This is a genomic window from Geoglobus acetivorans (assembly GCF_039641995.1).
Taxonomy (GTDB): Archaea; Halobacteriota; Archaeoglobi; order Archaeoglobales; family Archaeoglobaceae; genus Geoglobus; species Geoglobus acetivorans.
On record NZ_CP087714.1, the window covers coordinates 658,374 to 678,643 of the forward strand.

At 44.9% G+C, this 20,270-nt stretch carries 30 protein-coding genes and 4 tRNA genes; 19 read left to right on the plus strand and 15 right to left on the minus strand.

Annotated elements, in window-relative coordinates; translation table 11 throughout:
- Nucleotide 1: 1 nt before the first annotated feature.
- From LPQ35_RS03845 to LPQ35_RS03865, 5 genes are read left to right on the plus strand one after another with little or no spacing between them, the layout of a single operon-like run.
- Nucleotides 2-1,015, plus strand: a complete 1,014-nt coding sequence (locus LPQ35_RS03845; protein ID WP_193808072.1) for a 50S ribosomal protein L10 — start codon at nt 2-4, stop codon at nt 1,013-1,015.
- Nucleotides 1,016-1,031: 16 nt separating this feature from the next.
- Complete coding sequence (gene rpl12p, locus LPQ35_RS03850) at nt 1,032-1,349, plus strand: 50S ribosomal protein P1 (RefSeq protein WP_048093751.1); 318 nt, start codon at nt 1,032-1,034, stop codon at nt 1,347-1,349.
- Nucleotides 1,350-1,371: 22 nt separating this feature from the next.
- Complete coding sequence (locus LPQ35_RS03855; protein ID WP_193808071.1) at nt 1,372-1,965, plus strand: methyltransferase; 594 nt, start codon at nt 1,372-1,374, stop codon at nt 1,963-1,965.
- Nucleotides 1,966-2,502 carry an exosome complex RNA-binding protein Csl4 gene (locus tag LPQ35_RS03860; RefSeq protein WP_193808070.1) on the plus strand — a complete coding sequence of 179 codons (537 nt, stop codon included), beginning with the start codon at nt 1,966-1,968 and terminating at the stop codon, nt 2,500-2,502. It abuts the gene before it with no gap.
- 3 nt (nt 2,503-2,505) lie between these two features.
- The gene (locus LPQ35_RS03865) at nt 2,506-2,766 is read left to right on the plus strand and encodes an RpoL/Rpb11 RNA polymerase subunit family protein (RefSeq protein ID WP_193808069.1); all 261 of its coding nucleotides are present in this window, start codon (nt 2,506-2,508) and stop codon (nt 2,764-2,766) included.
- On the opposite strand, the gene LPQ35_RS03870 is transcribed toward LPQ35_RS03865, so the two are convergent.
- Genes LPQ35_RS03870 through LPQ35_RS03910 form a run of 9 tightly spaced genes read right to left on the minus strand, consistent with a single transcriptional unit; the run spans nt 2,752 to nt 7,593 of the window.
- Entirely contained in the window at nt 2,752-3,333 is a 582-nt protein-coding gene (locus LPQ35_RS03870) for a HemK2/MTQ2 family protein methyltransferase (protein ID WP_193808068.1), read from the minus strand. The two genes, LPQ35_RS03865 and LPQ35_RS03870, sit on opposite strands and share 15 nt — an antisense overlap.
- On the minus strand, nt 3,275-4,006 hold the full coding sequence (gene rsmA, locus LPQ35_RS03875; RefSeq protein WP_193808067.1) for a 16S rRNA (adenine(1518)-N(6)/adenine(1519)-N(6))-dimethyltransferase RsmA: 732 nt from the start codon (nt 4,004-4,006) through the stop codon (nt 3,275-3,277). The genes LPQ35_RS03870 and rsmA overlap by 59 nt, the downstream gene beginning before the upstream one ends.
- 7 nt (nt 4,007-4,013) lie before the next feature.
- Complete coding sequence (locus LPQ35_RS03880; protein ID WP_193808095.1) at nt 4,014-4,580, minus strand: DUF655 domain-containing protein; 567 nt, start codon at nt 4,578-4,580, stop codon at nt 4,014-4,016.
- Nucleotides 4,581-4,624: 44 nt separating this feature from the next.
- Nucleotides 4,625-4,975 carry an RNA polymerase Rpb4 family protein gene (locus LPQ35_RS03885; RefSeq protein ID WP_193808066.1) on the minus strand — a complete coding sequence of 117 codons (351 nt, stop codon included), beginning with the start codon at nt 4,973-4,975 and terminating at the stop codon, nt 4,625-4,627.
- 1 nt (nt 4,976) lies between these two features.
- Nucleotides 4,977-5,273, minus strand: coding sequence for a 50S ribosomal protein L21e (locus LPQ35_RS03890; protein WP_193808065.1), 297 nt, complete (start codon nt 5,271-5,273; stop codon nt 4,977-4,979).
- A 23-nt stretch (nt 5,274-5,296) separates the two neighbouring features.
- Complete coding sequence (locus tag LPQ35_RS03895; protein ID WP_193808064.1) at nt 5,297-6,418, minus strand: tRNA pseudouridine(54/55) synthase Pus10; 1,122 nt, start codon at nt 6,416-6,418, stop codon at nt 5,297-5,299.
- Nucleotides 6,402-6,998 (minus strand): tRNA (pseudouridine(54)-N(1))-methyltransferase TrmY, encoded by a 597-nt coding sequence (trmY, locus tag LPQ35_RS03900; protein ID WP_193808063.1) that lies wholly within the window; start codon nt 6,996-6,998, stop codon nt 6,402-6,404. The genes LPQ35_RS03895 and trmY overlap by 17 nt, the downstream gene beginning before the upstream one ends.
- Nucleotides 6,998-7,219 carry a hypothetical protein gene (locus LPQ35_RS03905; protein ID WP_346297690.1) on the minus strand — a complete coding sequence of 74 codons (222 nt, stop codon included), beginning with the start codon at nt 7,217-7,219 and terminating at the stop codon, nt 6,998-7,000. Before LPQ35_RS03905 ends, trmY begins: the two co-directional genes overlap by 1 nt.
- 5 nt (nt 7,220-7,224) lie before the next feature.
- Nucleotides 7,225-7,593 (minus strand): CBS domain-containing protein, encoded by a 369-nt coding sequence (locus LPQ35_RS03910; RefSeq protein ID WP_193808062.1) that lies wholly within the window; start codon nt 7,591-7,593, stop codon nt 7,225-7,227.
- A 51-nt stretch (nt 7,594-7,644) separates the two neighbouring features.
- Between LPQ35_RS03910 and LPQ35_RS03915 the strand changes: the two genes are divergently transcribed.
- The 6 genes from LPQ35_RS03915 (at nt 7,645) to LPQ35_RS03940 (ending at nt 10,664) form a co-directional block, all read left to right on the plus strand.
- Nucleotides 7,645-8,499: a hypothetical protein gene (locus LPQ35_RS03915; RefSeq protein WP_193808061.1), complete on the plus strand. Its 855-nt coding sequence runs from the start codon at nt 7,645-7,647 to the stop codon at nt 8,497-8,499.
- A gap of 49 nt (nt 8,500-8,548) precedes the next feature.
- Nucleotides 8,549-8,620 (plus strand) — tRNA-His (locus tag LPQ35_RS03920).
- A gap of 143 nt (nt 8,621-8,763) precedes the next feature.
- Entirely contained in the window at nt 8,764-9,876 is a 1,113-nt protein-coding gene (locus LPQ35_RS03925; RefSeq protein WP_193808060.1) for a tyrosine-type recombinase/integrase, read from the plus strand.
- Nucleotides 9,877-9,944: 68 nt separating this feature from the next.
- Nucleotides 9,945-10,211: a hypothetical protein gene (locus LPQ35_RS03930; protein ID WP_193808059.1), complete on the plus strand. Its 267-nt coding sequence runs from the start codon at nt 9,945-9,947 to the stop codon at nt 10,209-10,211.
- Nucleotides 10,212-10,216: 5 nt separating this feature from the next.
- The gene (locus LPQ35_RS03935) at nt 10,217-10,477 is read left to right on the plus strand and encodes a DUF4258 domain-containing protein (protein WP_346297691.1); all 261 of its coding nucleotides are present in this window, start codon (nt 10,217-10,219) and stop codon (nt 10,475-10,477) included.
- Nucleotides 10,458-10,664 (plus strand): DUF2283 domain-containing protein, encoded by a 207-nt coding sequence (locus LPQ35_RS03940; protein WP_193808058.1) that lies wholly within the window; start codon nt 10,458-10,460, stop codon nt 10,662-10,664. The genes LPQ35_RS03935 and LPQ35_RS03940 overlap by 20 nt, the downstream gene beginning before the upstream one ends.
- Here LPQ35_RS03940 and LPQ35_RS03945 read toward each other — a convergent pair.
- A complete protein-coding gene (locus tag LPQ35_RS03945; RefSeq protein WP_193808057.1) occupies nt 10,654-11,106 on the minus strand; it encodes a hypothetical protein in 453 nt (150 codons plus the stop codon). The genes LPQ35_RS03940 and LPQ35_RS03945 overlap by 11 nt on opposite strands.
- Nucleotides 11,107-11,394: 288 nt before the next feature.
- On the opposite strand from LPQ35_RS03945, the gene LPQ35_RS03950 reads away from it, so the two are divergent.
- The 3 genes from LPQ35_RS03950 to LPQ35_RS03960 all read left to right on the plus strand — a co-directional run bounded on the left by LPQ35_RS03950 (nt 11,395) and on the right by LPQ35_RS03960 (nt 13,024).
- On the plus strand, nt 11,395-12,354 hold the full coding sequence (locus LPQ35_RS03950) for a transposase (protein WP_193808056.1): 960 nt from the start codon (nt 11,395-11,397) through the stop codon (nt 12,352-12,354).
- Nucleotide 12,355: 1 nt separating this feature from the next.
- Nucleotides 12,356-12,613, plus strand: a complete 258-nt coding sequence (locus tag LPQ35_RS03955) for a hypothetical protein (protein WP_193808055.1) — start codon at nt 12,356-12,358, stop codon at nt 12,611-12,613.
- A 135-nt stretch (nt 12,614-12,748) separates the two neighbouring features.
- Nucleotides 12,749-13,024: a hypothetical protein gene (locus tag LPQ35_RS03960; RefSeq protein ID WP_193808054.1), complete on the plus strand. Its 276-nt coding sequence runs from the start codon at nt 12,749-12,751 to the stop codon at nt 13,022-13,024.
- A 405-nt stretch (nt 13,025-13,429) separates the two neighbouring features.
- Here LPQ35_RS03960 and LPQ35_RS03965 read toward each other — a convergent pair.
- Nucleotides 13,430-13,502: transfer RNA gene (locus tag LPQ35_RS03965), tRNA-Val, on the minus strand.
- Between the two features lie 76 nt (nt 13,503-13,578).
- Here LPQ35_RS03965 and LPQ35_RS03970 point away from each other — a divergent pair.
- From LPQ35_RS03970 to LPQ35_RS03985, 4 genes are all read left to right on the plus strand, one after another.
- The gene (locus tag LPQ35_RS03970; RefSeq protein ID WP_048092198.1) at nt 13,579-13,758 is read left to right on the plus strand and encodes a hypothetical protein; all 180 of its coding nucleotides are present in this window, start codon (nt 13,579-13,581) and stop codon (nt 13,756-13,758) included.
- Nucleotides 13,759-13,798: 40 nt separating this feature from the next.
- Entirely contained in the window at nt 13,799-15,157 is a 1,359-nt protein-coding gene (gene purB / locus LPQ35_RS03975) for an adenylosuccinate lyase (RefSeq protein WP_193808053.1), read from the plus strand.
- Between the two features lie 175 nt (nt 15,158-15,332).
- Nucleotides 15,333-15,407: transfer RNA gene (locus LPQ35_RS03980), tRNA-Arg, on the plus strand.
- Nucleotides 15,408-15,663: 256 nt separating this feature from the next.
- The gene (locus LPQ35_RS03985; protein WP_193808052.1) at nt 15,664-16,293 is read left to right on the plus strand and encodes a hypothetical protein; all 630 of its coding nucleotides are present in this window, start codon (nt 15,664-15,666) and stop codon (nt 16,291-16,293) included.
- A 10-nt stretch (nt 16,294-16,303) separates the two neighbouring features.
- Here LPQ35_RS03985 and LPQ35_RS03990 read toward each other — a convergent pair.
- Both LPQ35_RS03990 and thiC read right to left on the minus strand, forming a co-directional pair.
- Nucleotides 16,304-16,388 (minus strand) — tRNA-Leu (locus LPQ35_RS03990).
- Between the two features lie 41 nt (nt 16,389-16,429).
- Nucleotides 16,430-17,710 carry a phosphomethylpyrimidine synthase gene (thiC, locus tag LPQ35_RS03995; protein ID WP_193808051.1) on the minus strand — a complete coding sequence of 427 codons (1,281 nt, stop codon included), beginning with the start codon at nt 17,708-17,710 and terminating at the stop codon, nt 16,430-16,432.
- A 167-nt stretch (nt 17,711-17,877) separates the two neighbouring features.
- Between thiC and LPQ35_RS04000 the strand changes: the two genes are divergently transcribed.
- Nucleotides 17,878-19,158 (plus strand): TrpB-like pyridoxal phosphate-dependent enzyme, encoded by a 1,281-nt coding sequence (locus tag LPQ35_RS04000; RefSeq protein WP_193808050.1) that lies wholly within the window; start codon nt 17,878-17,880, stop codon nt 19,156-19,158.
- Here the strand turns inward: LPQ35_RS04000 and LPQ35_RS04005 are convergent, their stop codons facing one another.
- Both LPQ35_RS04005 and LPQ35_RS04010 read right to left on the minus strand, forming a co-directional pair.
- Entirely contained in the window at nt 19,159-19,362 is a 204-nt protein-coding gene (locus LPQ35_RS04005; RefSeq protein WP_193808049.1) for a hypothetical protein, read from the minus strand.
- Entirely contained in the window at nt 19,332-20,270 is a 939-nt protein-coding gene (locus LPQ35_RS04010) for a DUF7490 domain-containing protein (protein WP_193808048.1), read from the minus strand. The genes LPQ35_RS04005 and LPQ35_RS04010 overlap by 31 nt, the downstream gene beginning before the upstream one ends.

Here is a 20,270-nt window from a genome sequence, read left to right on the forward strand (position 1 = left end):
AATGTCCGCAGTAAGGGGAAAGGTTCCACAATGGAAAGTGGATGCTGTTGAGGAAATTAAAAGGCTCTTCAGGGAATACCCTGTTGTTGGTATAGCGGGATTCAGGGGAGTACCCTCTTCTCAGTTTCAGAGTGTGAGAAGGGACCTCAGAGATGAGGTGGCGATAAGAGTTGTGAAGAACACTCTGCTCAAGCTTGCTCTTGAGTCTCTCGGCGGAGATTACAAGAAGCTTGAAGATTACATTGAGGATCAGGTGGCTGTCGTTGCATCCAAGCTGAACCCCTTCAAGCTCTTCAAGAAGCTTGAAAATACGAAAACTCCGTCACCATTGAAACCAAATCAGGTTTCACCTGTTGACGTTGTTGTTGAAGCTGGACCAACCAATTTTCCTCCCGGCCCAATTCTTGGAGAAATTCAGGCTGCGGGGATTCCTGCGGCGATTGAGAAGGGCAAAATTGTCGTGAAAAATACGGTTACTGTTGTCAGGGCCGGAGAGGTTGTTAAGCCTGAAGTTGCAAGAGCGCTCAACCTTCTTGAAGTTAAGCCAATCAAAATAGGGCTTGACACAAAGGCTCTGATGGAAAATGGAATAGTTTTCACTCCTGCAGATCTCGCAATTGATGAGGCACAGGTCTTTGAGGACTTCATTGAGGCTGCAAGGAAGGCACTCAACCTGGCGGTTAATTCGGCATACGTTACAGAGGAGACGGCTGAGATACTCATCCAGAAAGCATTCCTTGATGCAAAGAACCTTGCAATAAATGCTGCAGTATTCGAGAAGGAAGTCATGCCGGATATACTTGCAAAGGCATACTCGGAGATGCTTGCGGTTGCAAATCTGCTGAGTGATGAGGCTCTTGATGAAGATCTGAAGGAAAGGCTTAGCGGTTTGAGTGTTGCTGCCCAGCAACCTGCTGCGGAGCAGGTTGACGAGGCGAAGGAAGAAGAGGAAGAGGAGGAAGAAGAGCCCAAGGAAGAGGAGGCTCTTGAAGGTTTGGGTGCGTTATTCGGTTAATTGAGAGGTGATGAAAATGGAGTATGTGTATGCTGCGTTGTTGCTACATGCTGCTGGAAAGGAAATAACAGAGGAGAATGTAAAGGCTGTGCTTGAAGCTGCTGGAATCGAGGTCAACGAGGCGAGAGTTAAGGCACTGGTTGCGGCTCTCGAGGGTGTGGACATTGAGGAGGCTGTGAGCAAGGCCGCATTTGCCGCTCCTGCCGTCGCAGCCGCACCGGCTGCAGCTCCTGCCGAGGGAGCAGCAGAGGCAGAGGAGAAGAAGGAAGAGGAAGAAGAGGAAGAGGCCAAGGAAGAGGAAGCCCTCGAGGGACTCGGGGCACTCTTTGGCTGAACAACAATTTTTTCTTCTTTTTATGAAAAAGGAGCTTGCCATAATTCTTGAGAAGCTTGATGTTTTCAGGAATCCGAAAATACAGCTTGAACAGTATCCAACGCCGTCTGGATTGGCAGCGGAGCTTGCAGTCAGGGCCAACCTGATCGATTCTCACGTGGGCAGGTTTATTGACCTCGGATGCGGGACGGGGATACTCTCTATTGCTTTTTCCCTTGTGGGCTTTGATGTTTTTGGCGTGGACAGGGATAGAGAAGCTCTGCTTATTGCAAGATCCAACAGTGGAAAAGCTGGAGTCTCTGTTGATTTTGTTCAGCAGGACGTCAGGTTTCTTGAAGTCAAAGAACGGACGGGAGTGGTCATGAATCCCCCGTTTGGAATTCAGAGGAGAAACGCGGACAGAATTTTTCTTGAAAAAGCTTTTGAGATCGGGAATGTTGTGTACTCCGTGCATTCCGCTGGATCGGAAAAATTTGTGGAGAAAATTGCCGGAGATAATGGATTTAGCATCACTCATCTCTGGAGATACAGCATACCCCTTAAACGGCTTTACTGGTTTCATGAAAAACCATATAAATTGATAAACGTAGAGGTATTCAGAATGGAGAGGATTTAGATGTTTGTGTTGCCAGGAGATTTCTTGGGATATGCGGAAGAGTATATGCCCGGAAAAGGTGTTTATGAGGAGGATGGAAAGCTTTTCGCGGCAACAGCCGGAAAAGTCAGAATAGAGGAGAAGACCATAAGTGTAGAAACTGTAAAGGAGATACCTGAGCTGGGAAAAGATGATGTTGTCATAGGCAGGGTTGTGGATACGAGGAACAGCTTTGCCATGGTGGAAATTGCAAGAAAAAGAGGGAGTGAGAGAGCTTTGAGGCACTATGACAGGGCTTTGCTTCACATCTCCAACATGAGCAAGGATTACATGAAAAACGTCGATGATGCCGTCAAATACTGGGATATTGTGGTTGCAAGGGTGATAGACAACAGCCTGAGGCTTTCCATAAAGGAAAAAGACCTCGGAGTGGTGAGGGCAATCTGCAGTAAATGTGGTTCAAGACTTGATGTTAAGAAGGATAAACTTAAATGTCCGGAATGTGGTAATGTCGAGAAAAGAAAAGTTTCAACAAATTATGGCAAAGGAGAGTGGTGACCAATGGAAGTAAAGATCGTGGAACTGGCTGAGAACTATGCGAGGTTGATGGTCAAGGGTGAAGATCACACATTTCTGAATCTGCTTCAGCATGAGCTTGTAAATGATGGTGGTGTCGTGCTTGCGAAATACAACATAACTCACCCTCTGAGGGATGAGGCTGAGCTGATGATTAGGACCTCAGGAAAGGACCCGCTCGAAGTTCTCAAGGAAGCGAATCAGAGGATAATTTCGAAGATTGACGAGGTCTTATCTCAGCTTTAATTTTAGTGCATAGAGTTCCTCGAAAAATAGCTTCTTTCTTTTGATAATCTTCCATACGTATTCTGATTTTTCGAGATATTTCTCCAGGGTGGCGTGTGTGTGGGATGAAGAGATGATTATTATCCTTCCGTTATCCAAGAGGTTATGTTTAATCTCTTCGAGGAATTTTTCAGTTATTTCTGTACCATTTTTTCCGCCGTCAATTGCTTTTTCAAGCCAATCTTCTTTTTTTTCCCACTCTTCAAGTTCTAAGTAAGGTGGGTTGAACAAGATGAGGGAAAATCTGGTCCTTATACCTCTGGCGAGGTAGGTCCTTATACATTCTATTCCCATTTTCTTCATGCATTTTACCGCATATGGGTTGATGTCTGTCGATAGCAGGTATCTGCATCTGTCTTTCAGGAAGTACGAGACATACCCGCTCCCCCCACCAACTTCAAGCACCACATCATCTTCGTTAATCTCTACAAGCGCCGCCTCAAGAAGCAGATCGGAGTCCTCTGCCGGCTCATAAACGTTTTGACAGTTCTGCAAAAACTTCCGGTGGAATTCTTTCAGGCCTCTCATTTTTCAGGTCCTCCGGCACATCTATTCCGAGTTTTTCTGCAGTTTTCCCAAACTTCTTTCTTCTGCTGGAAAATGCCTCTCTGACAAGCTTCTCGAAACTTTCCATGTTTTTTACATTTATTTCCGGGATGGGCTTTATGATGACGATTGAAGAATCAACCTTCGGTTTGGGCCTGAAGGCTTCAGCCTTCACGTGTTCGAGGATTTTTATGGTGGCGTAGGCCCGGGCAACAACGCTAAGCCTTCCATACTTTTTCCCGCTTCTTGCAACGAGTCTTTCTGCAAATTCTTTCTGGTACATAACCACTGCAAGTTCGTATTTTCTTTTCAGCAGTCTGAATGTAAGCTCTGAGGAGATCTGGTATGGTATGTTGGATACGAATTTGTTAAATTCAGGCCATTCGACCTTGAGAGCATCCCCTTCAATCAGTACAAACTTTCCCTCGTTGATCTCCCCCAGAAATTTGTTTTCCAGGAGCTTGACAAACCTTTTGTCTTTTTCTATTCCGTATACCTTGCCAGCATGTTTGAGAAGCTGTTCTGTTAGAATACCTGTTCCGCAGCCAACTTCAAGAACAGTATCTGTTCGTTTGAGTTCTGCATATCTTATGATTCTCGAAACAACTCCTCTGTCTATCAGAATGTGCTGACCGAGCTTTTTGGAGAATTTCATAAAAAAATTATGCTGTAAAAAGTCTGTATTTTATTCTGGGGTCTTTAAGCTCGTCTATTATTCTTGAAACGATGGTCTTTTCAGGATGTGCCAGCCCCTTCACCCTGCCGGCAAGGTCTTCGAAGCTTTTGAAAGGCTCTTTTTTTCTCTCCTCGAGTATGTTCCACATCAGCTTCTTCCCTATGCCCGGCAGAAGCTCAAGCTGGTGAAGTCTGGTTGTAATCGGTCCGGCATTGTTGAAGAAATCCACAAACCTCTTTTCCTGCTCTTTGACAATTTTTTCCAGAACAAAAGGCAGTTCGGATTTGGCTGTTGGAGTGAGGTCTTCGTATCTGAGTCTTCTCTTTATTTTGTTCACAACATCTCTCCCCTCTTTTCCGATATACACCTTGTCTCCAATGAGCGGGTTTTTATCCCGTCTGATGCTAACTTCCAGAAGTGTGAAGTAATTTTCTCCTATCACCTGGGCCAGTGGCTCCCTTTTGTGGATGGGTGCCTTGCTGTCGGGATGGCCGTATGGCATGAAGTCCAGCACATAGGCATAATCTTCTAATTTTTTTCTGTCTGCTGTCATGGTAATCACTCCTTATTTTAAAAAGAGAAGTATATAATTTTTTCTCAATGTTTATATTTGGCGACTATATCAAGAATCTCCTGAATCTGTTCGGGGGTCAGGGTTATTCTTTCCTTTGCGTAAATAACTCTAATTTCGTCGGGGATGTCTGGAAGAATATCCGCAATTTTTATTGCTATTTCGGTTGAAACATGTGGAAGTTTCTCAAGTTCTTCAACAAGTTTTCTTGAGGTTTCGGCATCAAGTTTTGTGACGGCATTCAGATAATTGAGGGTTTTTCTAGTCTCAAAGCTAAGCTCAGCAACTTCCTTTCTTTTTTCAACTATTTCCGAGAGCTTCTCCTTTGCTTCAGCTAAGGTGAGATATTGGAAATCAAGAACTTCTTTGAATGTCATCTCAGGCCCCCTGAGGCTTCAGATGTTCAGGCCGTGCGAAGATTATCTTCTTCTTACCCCCGTCTGTTATTTCCACGAGGTAAGCTCTCCCCCTGATTCCAACTATCTTCCCGGTTCTTCCCTGAAATCTCGGATGGGGCATCCCTCTGTGTGATGCCGGTTCGATGTCGATATGAACGGTCTGACCGATTTCAAATGTCTGAATCACTTTTCTTATTTTAATGCCCCTTTCTCTCACTCTTTTTCTGAGCTTCCTACCCGACTTGAATCTGAACCCGTGTGATTTGCTATATCCCATGACGAATCACCCTCTCAGCCTGACTATGCGGGATTGTATTTAAGATTTCCGTCCTCAAGCCCACCATTTATTGATAACACATCAAGTTTTTCAACCCTGCAATCCACGCCTAGGAGTTCGCTCAGGCTTGGTGTTGTCCTGCCTTCATCACCGCTTATAAGTTCCTTTATGTACAGTCCGCTTTCGGCATGAATTGTTACAACGGCCTTCCTTCCTTTTTTCAGAAGGAGTCTGATAGAGTACACCTTTCTTTTCCTGACCTTGTCTGCCCTTCTGTGTTCGACCCTTTGGGGAGTCCTCTGAGATATTTCATGCTCTTCCAGCTTTTTGAGTGCCTTTTCGAGCTTTTCAAAATCCACATCTCCCTCCAGACTTATTATCGCTCTGTATGTTTTCGAGTAAGCTGCTTTTTTTATCTTCTCGACTGCTCTTCTCTCTGTGTAGAAAAAGAACTCCACCTCGATTTTTCCGCCGGCATTTTCATTGATCGCTGTTTCAAGCTCGTTTAGATCGACCTTCCTTTTTTTTGGGGACTCTATTTCAAGAATGAACGGTCTCCCCGTTCCGAGCATTCTGGCATCAACATCCTCTCTTCCTGATCCGTGGAGAAATGCATTTTTGCCTTTAAAAAGCTCGAGTGCAGGTTGAATTATCAGATCTTCAACGCTGAGATATTTCCTGCCGGTGTAATTGCACCTTTCACAGCCCTTACCCCCACAATCTCCGCACAGCCATCTTGTCTGGGAAAGGAATCTGACTCGTTTTTTGTATCTTCCGTAAATAAAAACTGGGGATATTTCTATGCTGTAGCTAAGGTTTTCGAGATTCACGATTACGTTTATGTCTCCACCAATCTTTCTTTTTCTGCCAGAGATTTCGGAGAGCTTCCTTATGAATTCTGATCTGAAGTGTTCTTTCAGTGTGTCCTCCACTCCAAATTTTTCTCTGAGAAAATCCTGCATAGCTTTTGAGCTTCCATAGAGCCTGATACCCGCATCAAACGTATCGAATTCGTATTCTTCAAGCTCATCGAGGATTTTTCTGGCTAAGCTTTCGATCTGATCAAATGCGTTGCAGCATACCGTGCATTTGCCCTCTCTGCCGAAACCAATCCTTTTTTTGCATTGATTACATACTTCTATCATGTTCTCTCCTGTCCAGAATGTAGTTAAGTACAGTTACACACTGATCGGCCTGATAGGCTGTTTCTCCAAGAGATATCACGTCTTCTGACATTGCCAGCACCGACTTTTCATCTTCTTCCGAAACGCCGAGATGGTCTCCAATTACAAATACGGGTTTGCTTATCTCCACATTTCCAATGTCTTTACCGGTCTCTTTGAGATAGTAAATGTTTCTGGCTGATATCTCTTTCAGAACATCGTCAAGTTCCTTTGATGATATGAATATTCCGGGAGACACCCTTGTCCACTCTTTTCCGACGTCGCTTTTGAGAGCTTTGTTTATCATTCCCGCAATGTTTCGTTCGTCGGGAGCCAGATACCTTACCTGGGTACCCTCCACCCTGATGCTCTTCACAGGGTCCGGTGGGCCCTTTAAAATGACGTATGTGGTTACGTTTTTTCTGATACCGTGGGAAACAAATAAGGATTGTGAAATGAATCTGCACACTATGTCCATTCTTCCTGCCGATCCGGGGAGGTCGTTGAGGTTGAATGGGGCAGTTACAGCCCTGTTGGCGATCAGAACAAAGACTCTGTCCATCAAAGTCTCTGTTCGACCTCCTTTTTTAATCTTTTTCGGGGAAGCTCATCTTCGCATACCGGGATTACCGTAACGTAATCCTTGTAAAGACCCCTCATCCAGGTGCCTATGTAGTGTATGTCGTCAAAACAAACAGGTTCCTTGCATATGCTGCATTTTCTCCAGGTTATGCCTTCATCACCCTCTTTCAGTTCCTTTCCGCACGTTTTGCACTTCAGCATCACAATCACCTGCCAGAAATTGCCCTCACAAGGTCGCTTGCAGTGAAAATTCCGACTATTTTCTCTCCTTCGGCAACAACAAGCCGTCTTATCTTCATATCAGCCATTATTTTCGAAGCCTCGCGAATGGTATATTCCGGGCGTACTGTTATGAGGGGTGATGACACAAAATTTGACACAGGATTTTCGAGACCCTCGTTCAGAACGGCCTTGGAAAAGAAATCACGCTCCGTAAAAATCCCGTAGGGTTTGCCATTCTTTGTAACGATTACGCTACCTATCCTTTTCTCTCCCATGATTCTGGCTACCTCATGCACCTTGGTTTTCTCGTCGACCATCACCACATTCTTCTGCATGAATTCTCCAATTTTCATAATTGTTAATTGTTGTGAAAAAGATATATTTCTTCCTCTCCCATCTCATGTGTGAAGATCGTTCCGCTGGCATTTGATTCGATGGGTGTCAGAAGCATGGCGACTTTCGTGAAAACCAAGGACGTCTCCATAACCATTGATCCTGGAGTTGCTCTGGGTCCAAGACGGTATGGTCTGCCCCCACATCCTTTAGAAATTCAGCAGATGGATTTGCTGTGGGAGACAGTAAAACGCTACGTGGAAAAATCTGAAATTGTTGCTGTAACTCACTACCATTACGACCATCACAACCCTAAGGAGCCGGAAATTCTGAAAACAAAGCGAATACTCCTGAAACATCCTGAGATGAATATAAATTTCAGCCAGAAGAGGAGAGCAAGGCACTTCCTGTCTCTTCTGGAGCGGGACAGTGTCGGCACCTCGGATGGGGCCAGACTTGTGGAGGGAAATACGATCATTGAATTCTCAAACGCCGTGCCTCACGGAACTGACTCAAAGCTCGGTTACGTAACAATGGTTTTCGTAGATGATGGGTCAAAAACCTTTGTTCACACAAGCGATGTTGAGGGTGCAAGTCTTGAAGAGCAGATAAACTGGCTTCTGAAAAAAGATGCTGAGGTTGTTATAATGGATGGTCCCATGACCTATATGCTCGGCTACAGGTACTCACATGAAAGCCTGAACGGGAGCATTGAGAACCTGGAAAGGCTCATGCAGGGAAATCTGAAAGTACTTGTGATTGACCATCATCTTGCAAGAGACCTGAAATGGAGAGACAACGTGTCAGAGGTCTTTGATAAAGCCAGAGATTATGGGGTGAAGGTGCTGTCTGCCGCAGAGTTAGCAGGTTTGAGAGAGAACCTGCTTGAAGCAAGAAGAAGAGAACTTTATGAAATGGATATCTGAGTAGAAAAAGAGATATATACCGAGCATGTCAGACAGCATACAGCGGATGGCCCGGATAGGGTAGTGGTCATCCTCTGGGACTGTGGATCCCAGGAGCCGGGTTCGAATCCCGGTCCGGGCCCTCAAAAATTAGTTTCGGGGCAGGGATTAATTTTAATAGTTTCATTTTGTCTTTTTGGGTTCATGATACATGATTTCAATAAGAGGATGGATAGAGCTCTAAAAAGGCTTGATGATATTTGTGAAGAAAATCGGCGAATAATCTTGAGGTTCAAAAGCTACTGCTTTGCTAATGACCTTTCCCTCGCAAGAGTTTCGAAGCTTATAGAGCAGCTTGTCAAGATCTCCGAAATAGTAAACAAGCCGTTCACAGAGTGGACGAGAGAGGATGTTGAAATTGTGCTCGAATGGGTTGATGAAAGGGTGAGAAAGGAAGGCCTCTCGCAGTGGACGAAAAGAGAGTATAAAAAGACGCTCAAGAAGTTTTTCAAGTGGTTGGGCAAGAAAGAGCTTGTTGACTGGTTTACAATTGGAGAGGTAAAATCAAGAAAATTCCCTGATGAGCTGATAACTGAGGGGGAAGTAAAGAGGATGCTCGAAGCATGTAAGAATCCAAGGGATAGGGCGTTAATTGCGGTTCTCTGGGAGTCTGGATGCAGAGTTGGGGAACTTGGCAACATGAGAGTTCGAGATGTTGAGTTTACAGAAAATGGTGTATGGGTTAGACTTTACGGCAAGACCGGTGAAAGGGTTGTGCTGCTACCTTTTTCTACGATCTACCTATCCGAATGGATAAATGCTCATCCAGATCCACGTCCAGACAACTGGCCGTGGGTCACTCTTGGAAGAGAAAATTATGGGTCGCAGATGGATTATGACGCGATAAGGATGCTTTTGAAAAAGATAGCAAAGAGGGCGGGAATCAAGAAGAAGGTAAACCCTCACATCTTCAGGCACACGAGGGCAACAGAGCTGGCAAAGGCGGGATGGAGCGAGGTTGAGATGTGCCTGTACATGGGATGGGAGATCGGGAGCAAGATGCCACGGACCTACATCCACATGGTCGGGAGAGACATAAAGAGGAAGATAAAGGAGCTCCACGGGCTTGCTGAGCCTGAGGAGTACGAGAGGGAGTTAAAGGCCCTGAAGTGTCCGAGGTGCTTCAAGCTCGTGAACAACCAGAGCAACTTCTGTCCGGGGTGCGGTTACCCTCTAACAGCGGAGGCCTCGATGAAGGTGCAGGAGTGGAACATGCTGAAGGACAGAGTTTTAAACGAAGTATCGCTGAATCCGGAGTTTATGAGATACATAGCATCGCTGGAAATGGAAATCGAGAACCTCAAGAGGATTTTGAAGGATTATGTAGGTAAAAGTTAAGCGAATATAAACTTTACTTTCATGGCACGGTTAAGATTTAAATCGCATATCTCAATCTGACATTTTGGGTGGGAGTAATGCAGGACTACAGGTTCAGGGCGTTAATTAAAAGCGGGAACGGGAAGGATCACGCCGTGGCAGTAGATGCGAGGAAAATAGCTCTGAAGAACAACATTTCGAAGGTCAATGGAACATATAAGCTCGATTTGGAGCAGATAACGGTAGAGATGGGAGAGGATCTTGTGATGGAGTTCTGGGAGATTTTGATGTACATGCTGCCCTTGGAAAAGGTTAAAAGAGCTATTGAAGAGTTTGCAGAGCGAACTGGATTCTGAGGTTGATGATAGATATGATCAGATTCTCAGGCCATGCGCTGAGGAGAGCTGAAGAGAGGGGAATAGACCCAGAACAGGTTGAGCTTGTAATTCGAGAACCAGCAGAAGTAATCCATGTAAAGTTCGGAAGAAAAGCAGCTTTCAGGAAGTTTGGGGAGAAATACGTCGTTGTAATCTACGAGGAACGAAATAATGAAATAGTTGTGGTCACAACCTTAAAGGTAGATAAGGAGAGGCTGATAAGGTATGGTTTCGGTGGAGTTTGATCCTGAAGTCAACGCCATGTTCATAAGGTTCAAAAAGGGGAAGGTGTCGGAGTCGGAGCCGCTGGCAGACAATGTCATCGTGGATCTGGACGAGAACGGGGAAGTGATCGGGATAGAGATCCTTTTGCCAAAGCTTGCGGAGGAACAGAGGGAGTTCGTGGCGAGGTTGATGAAGGCTAAGGTTTGAATTTTCCATTTACATCTTTCAATAGCTCTCTTCCAGTTTTTAGTAAATATTCATAAATCTCTCTCAGAGGCTTCTCTTTCCTGTCATAGAGCGGAACAGCATCTCCGGAGAGATAAATTGTCAGGATGAACCTGCGCAGATACCACCAGTAGGCGATCGTGATAACTCCGAAAACAATCAGGAAAAAGCTCCCCGCCGCAATCAGGAACTTAAGAAATTGATCGGTGATTTTCAAAGAGACTGCTATCTGATCAACGTTCAACATTAGCAGAGTCCCCGGAACTGTTAAGATGATTCCGCCGATAAGATACCTCCACGCTGGATCCCTTTTCAGCTCTATGGAGTTGATGTGCTGGATGAAAACAGTCTTTCTCAGGTGTTTGGACTCTATTTCAAGCCTGTTTTGAACGATCTCTACCTTATAGGCCCCTTCCAGAACCAATAACCCAACCTCTTTTATTACTCCTTCAAATCATCAACAAACGATCAACAAACCTCCCCATCAAAAGAGACATTACAAAACACCTCTGCAAAAGAAACAGAGCAATATAAAACCGAAAAGATTATGTAGGAGGAGGCATAAGCCTCCTCCGGTGGTTTCAATGCAAATCCCTCTCGTAGTCGACCAGAGCGACTACAGATGGAAGCTGTTGTCAAAAATACTTAACATTTTCGATTTCTTCAGCGAAAGCTGAAGGACAGTAAAACGAAGTTTTACGCTTTAAGGAAAGTGAAGAGAATAGTGGCAAGGTACACAAAGCTGAAAGCAATTCCTGTGTTGAAGATAGCCATCACTTCCATGTTCTTCTCAATCAGAATCTCTCATGTCATCAGAGAAATAAGGCAGAGAAAAGAGCTAAGGGAGTTTATGGAGATAAGAGAAGAGGACGTACCTGAAGAAAGCCACATCTACGCTTTCCTCTCCAAGTTCAGCTTAAACGGTTTTGTAAACATGATTCTCAGGACTCTGAATGCCATTACGAAGAGAAGAGCCAGAAACTCCAAGCTCATTGTGGATTGCACTGACGTAAGCGTAGACGTAAACTGGTTCAGAAGGCGTGTTAAACAGAAGGATCTGCAAGGAAAAGACTACAAATGGGGATACTCAGCCAAAGGGAAGTTTATTGGCATGAAGCTGACTCTGGTTCTGGAATATCCATCTCTCAAACCCCTTCTCTTTCTATTGCACCCAGCAAACAGGCATGAGGCAAGGATATTCAGAGAGGTCATGGAAGAGCTTAGAAGGAGGAGAATAATCAGAAGGGAAGACACTGTGATCATGGATAAGGGATTCTATGCCTACAGGAACCACCTGGTTGGGATTAATGAATACAGAATTGTTCCTCTGATTTTTCCTCGAAGCAACTTCGATATTGAAAGGCTGGATGGATTGCTGAGCTACCCTTTGAGTATTTTTGATTCTAAGAATTTGAAGAAGGAAATGAAGCTGTTTAAAAGTTTAAAGGCTAAGCTGATGAATTTGCTGCAGAGATGGGAGAGTTTTAAGTCTGTGAGATCTGTGATTGAAGATGTTTTTAAACTCGCTAAATCATTCAGTTTGAGGAAATTACATAGATATACGATGAGATCTGTGTATAAGTTTGCAGCTCTGAATGTCCTTTTGATTGGGATTGTTGTAGCTTTCGGTTTTAGAGAAAAGAAGGTGTTGCAGAAGTTAGCTGAGGGTTAGTTTGGTAAGGACCCTACCAGTTAGAGTTAAATGCGTGGATTTTATACCCTCAGAAAAATATAAAGAAATACACCCTACTGAAAAGCTACATGAAGGGAGAGAAAGTGGAGAAGTGCCACAAGCTGTACGTTTACGTACCTTATTTGGAGCCAAGGGCAAACTTATACCTCCAAATCAAAAAATAAAAGTTCCAGATAAGGGAAAAGGAGATGCAGATATAACAGTTCCGGGAGTTTTGAAGATAAAAGCATCAAACTAGTATTTTCCGGATCTTGTTCTCGAATATGAGTATGATGTAGGCTCTGGGGAAATCAACAAGATTAAAGAAAATCCGAAGAGTAATTCTGGAGAAGGAAAGAATGAACACAACGAAGTTACAACAGACGATGAAGCTGTGGAGAACAATAATGGGAGAAGAAACCTCTTAGAAGTTTATTACGAACATACAAAGAAAGTTGCGCCATATCTAACTGTTTATTCAGCCCTGATAACTGTATCGGCAATTTTTTTAGTATTTGCAAACCAATTAAAGTCTATTGATCTGCTTATGGTATATGCATTAAAGCTCTCAGGGGTTTTCTTTGGGTTTTCTGGATTTTCAGGGATCTCTGCTTCCCTAATCTACATTTATTGGAGAGGGGAGTTGCCAAATTGGAAAAAGATATTGTAAATGGATTTATTATCGCATCATTCGCCTTCTTTATCCTTGGGCTGGTTTTGTTTTTCGCATTTGGGATAAGTTCGCTATTTAATACTGGGGCCCAAATAATTCAATATTTCAGCAACGTATCAAATTCTGGGTGAACTCTTCTTTTTGTTCCTATCCCTATATATACCACCACTGCCCTATATGTTCCACATGGAACAAGGTGGAACACACTCTGAATCGACATCTATAAAGGAGCTTCCAGCGAAAAACAGCCAGCAGAGAGTTGATTTGCACATCCGAATTTCAAAAGAAAATTATATATTTTTAAAAGAAAATTTTAGAAATCGCTTTTCTGAGGTAATTGATAAGTTATTGGACTCTTTGAGGACTGAGAAGTCTGTTGAGGTTCAAACTCTTAAAATAGAGTGGGTCCGCCCGGATTCGAACCGGGGATCACTGCCTCGTAAGGGCAGCGTCATAACCACTAGACCACGGACCCCCCTGCAAGGTGTCTGAATGAGCTTGGGAATAAGAATTTTATGATAGTAAGCACTATAGATTTATGGTGATGGCTCATGTTAGGCTCAAGAATTGAGAAACTGGGTATTGGTATAAAGAAAGTATATCCTGAAGACTGCCAGCTCTGCATCTCAGGATACACCGGAAAAAAGTGTAAATATCTGAAAAAAATTGGCAGAGAATTCTACTGTGTTAAGGATGCCGTAAAAGACTTTGACAACCGTTTGCTATTCTGATTTCCAAATATTTATATCCTCCTGACCTTCAGGTTCAACCATGCACATTGTTCATCCCATTGACTACCGGTATGGGACACCGGAAATGAAAAGAATCTGGAGCGAGGAGAGCCGTATACGCAGGATGATCTGGGTAGAACTTGCGCTTCTGAAAGCACTTGCTGGTAAGGGCTTTCTCAGCCATCAGGATTACGAGATGGCGAGAAGGAACTCCCGTAATGTGTCTCCAGAGCGGGTTAAGGAGATTGAGGCGGAGATAAAGCACGATGTTATGAGTCTTGTTAGGGCTGTATCGGAAGTGGCAGGCAGTGCAAGCAGATGGGTTCATTTCGGTGCCACATCCAACGACATCATAGATACTGCCGTGGCGACCCAGTTGAGGGATAGCATAAAGATTTTCGAGGTTAAGCTCGCCAGGCTGATAAGCATTCTGGCAGATAAGGCTGAAGAGCATAAGAAAACCATCTGTCTCGGCAGAACGCATGGACAGCCGGCACTTCCAGTAACTTATGGATTCAGATTCGCCATCTGGGCTTCTGAATTGATGAGGCATCTTGAAAGAATGGAAGAACTGAAGAAGAGACTTCTCGTGGGTCAGCTGAGCGGGGCTGTTGGCACTCAGGCGGCCTTCGGTGATGATGGGATCGAAATTGAGGAAAGGGTCATGAACTATCTGAATCTCACCCCCGCAGAAATCTCTGCTCAGATTATTCCGAGAGATGTTTACTGCGAGTATGTGGAGTGGCTTGCAAATCTATCAACAACTCTCGAAAAAATTGCCCTCAACATCAGACTGTGGCAGAGGAGCGAAACTCAGGAAGTTTTTGAAAGCTTTGACACCGAAAAGCAGGTGGGAAGCTCCACTATGCCCCATAAGAGAAATCCGATTGACAGCGAACAGATATGCGGGCTTGCAAGGATTGTGAGGGGATTTGTGGAACCACAGCACCAGTCTGCCCTGCTGTGGGAGGAGAGAGATCTTTCCAACTCCTCTGCTGAGAGAATAATTCTTGTGGAGGCAACGATTCTGGCGGACCACATCCTCACGAAAACGATAAGGTTGCTGAGAAATCTCCAGATCGATGAACAGAGGGCGAGAGAAAATCTCGAGAGGTGGAAAGGGGTAAACCAGAGCGAGGCGGTGATGATTGCCCTGACGAAAAAAGGCGTATCAAGACAGGTTGCTCATGAATTGCTCAGGAAGAATTCGATGAAGGCTTATCAAACAGGAAAAAGCCTTGTGGAGCTTTTGATTGAGGACGAGGAATTGAGAACTTATCTGACGGAGGACGAGGTTGGGGAACTGCTGAAACCAGAGAATTATCTTGGAACCTCTCTTTTAAAGATCTCCCGTGTGGTCGAGAAGGCCAGAACAGTAGCTGAAAAATATCTCGGCTGATCTGTAAAAGTGAGGCAGTTGATCGTTTTTTTATTGATTTCTTAAGCAACCACTTCAATTTTTCCGGGATCGATCTGGGCCTGACCGGCTGTTATTCATGCATCCAGAATTGGTCCTGACCACATCCTGGTTTTGCCAATAGTTTTATAAATCGATAAAGTGGGTTAATGCAGGAGGGCCCGTGGCTCAGCATGGATAGAGCGACGGCCTTCTAAGCCGTAGATCCCGGGTTCAAATCCCGGCGGGTCCGCTCTTTAATTATTTTCTTAGCTGCTTTCTAAATTCATTTTTTCTGGCGGCTGGGAAAATTCTTTAAAACGTGTCTGATACGTTTGAGGGTATGACAGGGGATGGGAGAGCAATTCTGCGCTTCTCACGAATTCCTGCAGATAAGAGTTCGTAGAACTCTGAAATGGTGTGTAAAAGTAGAGAGCGTTCAGAAATTTTCATACAGCTGGTTTCAATGTCCGGTTAAGTTTTAAATAATCTCTGCCGGAAATGCATCTGTGGTTGGGCAGAAGGCATGGGTTATTCTGATCGCAGCAATTCCTGTGCTTGTGATACCTTTACTCGGTATTACGTGGCTGAACTTCTCGGTATTCATGTTCGTATATTATTTCAGAGAACGTGTCCAGAGGTGGTATGTCGGTCTTAATGCCCCGATTCATCTCAAGCTTTTGATTTCTGGAATGGCGTTCTCTTATCTCACAGAAATTCTTGCGATTGCAGATAATCTTCCAAAACCGCCATCTGAGAGGATTCTCCTCAGTCCAGATCCATTTACGGACCTTTATCTGGCTCTTGGATATTATCTGCCGTTCATATTACTGTGGTCGGTGCTTGTGGTGAGATATCGTTACAGCGCAAGGGATGTGTTTTTGATTGGAGGCATTGCAGGAATCTTTCTGGAGCAGGCAGGTGCTGTGTTTCTGTCCATGAACCCCTTTGCCTGGTTGTATGTCTTTCTCGTTTACGGGTCGTTCAAGGCCTTTGCGGTGCTCCTCGCCGAGGGAGAACTGGGTGTCATGAACAGAAAAGCAATTTCCAGATCAAAAAAGGCTATTCTGGGCCTGATCTCCGAATTTACAGCGACCATACTTGCTGTGCTTCTTATGAAAGCTCTGGTGTATTTTTAGAATTCACGGATGCGGGGGGTGGGATTTGAACCCACGAACCCCTGCGGGAGTGGATCTTGAGTCCACCGCCTTTGGCCTGGCTCGGCAACCCCCGCTCAAAAAGGCTTTTTAAAAATTGTGTTTATTTAATTTATGGTTATTTTTTCAGAGCTTCCTTAACTGTCTTTATAGCGCATAAATCGCCGCACATGCTGCACGTTTCGCTCGATGGCTTGACTCTCGTGTGTATCTCCATTGCCTTTTCTGGGTCTGGCGAGAGCATGAATTGCTTTTCCCAGTCAAAATCCCTTCTTGCCACGCTCATTTCATAGTCCCTCTTCCTTGCTCTTTCTTTCTGACCTTCCTTCACGAGATCAATTGCATGGGCTGCGATTTTTGCCGCAATAACGCCCTCTTTCACGTCCTCTATTGTGGGCAGTCCGAGATGCTCGGCGGGAGTAACATAGCATATAAAATCTGCTCCATGCATGCCTGCTATTCCCGCACCGATTGCGGCAGCGATGTGGTCGTAACCAGCAGCAGCATCAGTCACAAGCGGGCCGAGCAGGTAGAGCGGAGCACCTCTCGTGGCGTATTTCATTGCCTTGACACTGGTTTCAATCTGGTCCATTGGAACATGTCCTGGGCCTTCGACCATTGCCTGGACACCGTTTTGCCTGCAAATCTCGACAAGCTCTCCGAGAATTATAAACTCTGTGAATTTAACTCTGTCGCTCGCATCGTGGATGCATCCTGGTCTGAACGCATCTCCAAGGCTTATGGTAACGTCATACTCTTTGAGCAGTTCGAGAAGGTAATCAAAGTTTTTGTAGTATGGGTTCTCGGAATCGTTCTGTTTCATCCAGGCAATTGTCAGGGAACCGCCCCGGCTCACAACTCCCAGCAGCCTGTTGCTCTTTTCCAGCCTCTCGATGGATACCCAGTTCACTCCAGCGTGAATTGTCATGAAATCCACGCCATCTTTTGCATGCTTTTCAACAACCCTGAAGAAATCGTCTTCGTCGGCATCGAGAATGTTTTTCTCTCTTGCAAGCTGGTACACTGGCACGGTACCAAAAGGAACATCGACAACATCCATTATCCTTTTCCTTATGTAGTCCAGATCGCCCCCACTGCTCAGATCCATTATTGCGTCTGCCCCGAATTTCTGGGCGATGATCGCCTTTTCTATCTCTTCTTCAAGGTTGACATAATCTGCGGAAGTGCCGATGTTAGCGTTTATCTTCGTGGACATGTATTCTCCTATCGCTCTCGGTCTGAAAGAATCGTCATTTTTGAGAATATTTTTTGGAATTACGATTTTGCCTTCAGAGATCAGCTTGATTATTTTTTCAAGCCTGATACCCTCATATTTTTCCACATTCTTTAACCATTCTGGATATTCTCCTTTTCTGGCCATTTCCATGAGTGTTTCCATGAAATTTGATTTGATAAGTCAGTAATAAAAATATTGTGTGTTTTACTGCCTGTTCCATTTCCGGTAAATTTAGAGGTATGTGCTTCCAACAGTTTTTGTTCCCTTATTTTGGGAATATTCTCATAATATGAGCAAAAGCTTATATACTTGGATTTAAAAGTTGAGGTATGGACAGAAAAATACACCTGGATGAAAATGAAATGCCCGATCGCTGGTACAATATTCTGCCGGATCTGCCGGAGCCATTGCCTCCTCCGCTTGATCCTGAGACGAATGAACCGGTTAAACCGGAAAAGCTTGGGGCAATATTCCCAAAGGAACTGATAAGGCAGGAAATGAGCGATGAGAGGTATATAAGAATACCTGAAGAGGTTCTCGAAATCTACAGGTTGTGGAGGCCAACGCCCCTCATCAGGGCGACAAGGCTTGAAAGGTATCTGAAAACCCCAGCGAAAATCTATTACAAGTATGAGGGTGTTTCACCCCCCGGTAGCCACAAGCCCAATACGGCGGTTGCCCAGGCATATTACAATGCGAAAGAGGGTGTGGAGAGACTGACCACAGAGACAGGTGCAGGACAGTGGGGTTCAGCCCTCGCGTTTGCAGCGAACCTGTTTGATATGGATTGCAGGGTTTACATGGTGAAGGCGAGCTATTACCAGAAACCATACCGCAGGGTTTTGATGGAGCTATGGAATGCGGAGGTCATACCGAGTCCGTCAAATCTGACGGAGAGTGGCAGGAGGGTTCTTGAGAACGATCCAGACAGCCCTGGAAGTCTCGGTATAGCGATTAGCGAGGCTGTGGAGGATGCGGTAAAGGATGATGGGACGAATTACAGCCTGGGCAGCGTCCTCAATCACGTTATGCTTCACCAGACCATCATAGGTCTCGAGGTGAAGAGGCAGCTTGAGATTGCTGAAGAAAGTCCGGACGTAATGGTGGGCTGTGTGGGTGGAGGAAGCAACTTTGCAGGTCTCGTGTATCCCTTCATAAAGGACGATGGCGTGGAATTCATAGCAGTGGAACCGGAATCATGTCCCACACTGACCAGAGGAGAATACAGATACGATTTCGGAGATATTGCAGGCTTTACACCTCTGCTCAAGATGTACACTCTCGGAAAGGATTTCATCCCGCCACCGATACACGCCGGAGGGCTGAGGTATCACGGAGACGCTCCAACTCTTAGCCTGCTCGTGAAGTCAGGAATTGTGGAGGCAAGGGCAGTCCCTCAGATAGACACATTCAGGGCAGGAAAGATTTTTGCGGAGACTGAAGGTGTCGTTCCCGCACCAGAATCAACACATGCAATTAAAGTGGTGATAGATGAGGCGTTGAAGGCAAAGAAAACAGGCGAGGAAAAAACAATAGTGTTCAATCTCAGCGGCCATGGACACTTTGATTTGAAGGCCTACCAGGACTTCATGGAGGGTAAACTTGCATGATCACCTCTTTATTTTTCCCAGCAGAAATACTGCGGTTATGATCAGCCCCGCATCCAGAATTATTCTGATGAGTGTTGCCTTTCTGTAGTCAAAGAACATGCCGATTGCCGAATTGATGTTCAGGTAAAGTCCCACTATACCGACAAATGCAAGTATTCCTGCGATTATCTGAATCAGTCTCCCATAATCCTTTTCCTCAGCCATAGGATTGCACCTCCTGATATCAGGGCTGTTAACAGCTCAAAACCCGGAGCCGCTCTGGGCATGTATGGTGGTGGTGTTGAAACGGGTGTTCTCAGTTCCTGTTCTCTAATAAAATCCTCCACCCTGAATGCATCTCCTTTCGAACTTTCCTCCTTGAAAGTTTTAGGGTTGAACTTCACGACGTCTTTCCTCTTCCCGGTGATGTAATTCTTGCTCCACACTTCGAGAACAATCCTGTAGTTGTATTTATCGGGCAGTGTGAGATTGAACTTGATGAGGTTGGTCTTTCCGGATTCCACTTTTCTCTCGGCCCAGAACTCATCTGCAAGGAGGTTTGACTCAAGCTGCACCGCCTTGACCCTGAATCTGACCCCCTCGTAGGTCTCAAGGCTCTCGATGTAGTATGTCGCCGTTATGTTCACCCTGTCACCTGACTTCCCGGTGACCGTGAAGTCAGCATCTTTTATCGTAATCTCCAGTTTTTCATCATCTGGCGGTATTGTGGAAAGCCCGAATATGCGGATTTCCCGGGTTGAATAGATTCGTCCATCCCTCTCAAGGGTGATTTTCACCCTGTAATCGTGATTTTTTGCGATGGTGCATGTCAGACTCTCTGAATGATACTCTTCCGTTTTTTCGGGTATTTTTCTGGAGAATTCGTTGAGGAGTAGGTTGGTTGAGGCGTCAAAGAACTTTATTCTCAAATACAGCCCATCAATTTTCTTCGATTTTGTCATTTTTATGGAGAAATTCAGTTCTGCATGGGTTGAGTTGACATTCTCCGCTCTCGTTTCGACGTCTGTTATGTATGCGAATGATGATTTTTCCTCTTCCATCGGGATGGCCGCTATGATTGCTGAAAGAATGACCAGGAGTGTTACCGCAATTGCAAAATGAAGTGTTTTCAT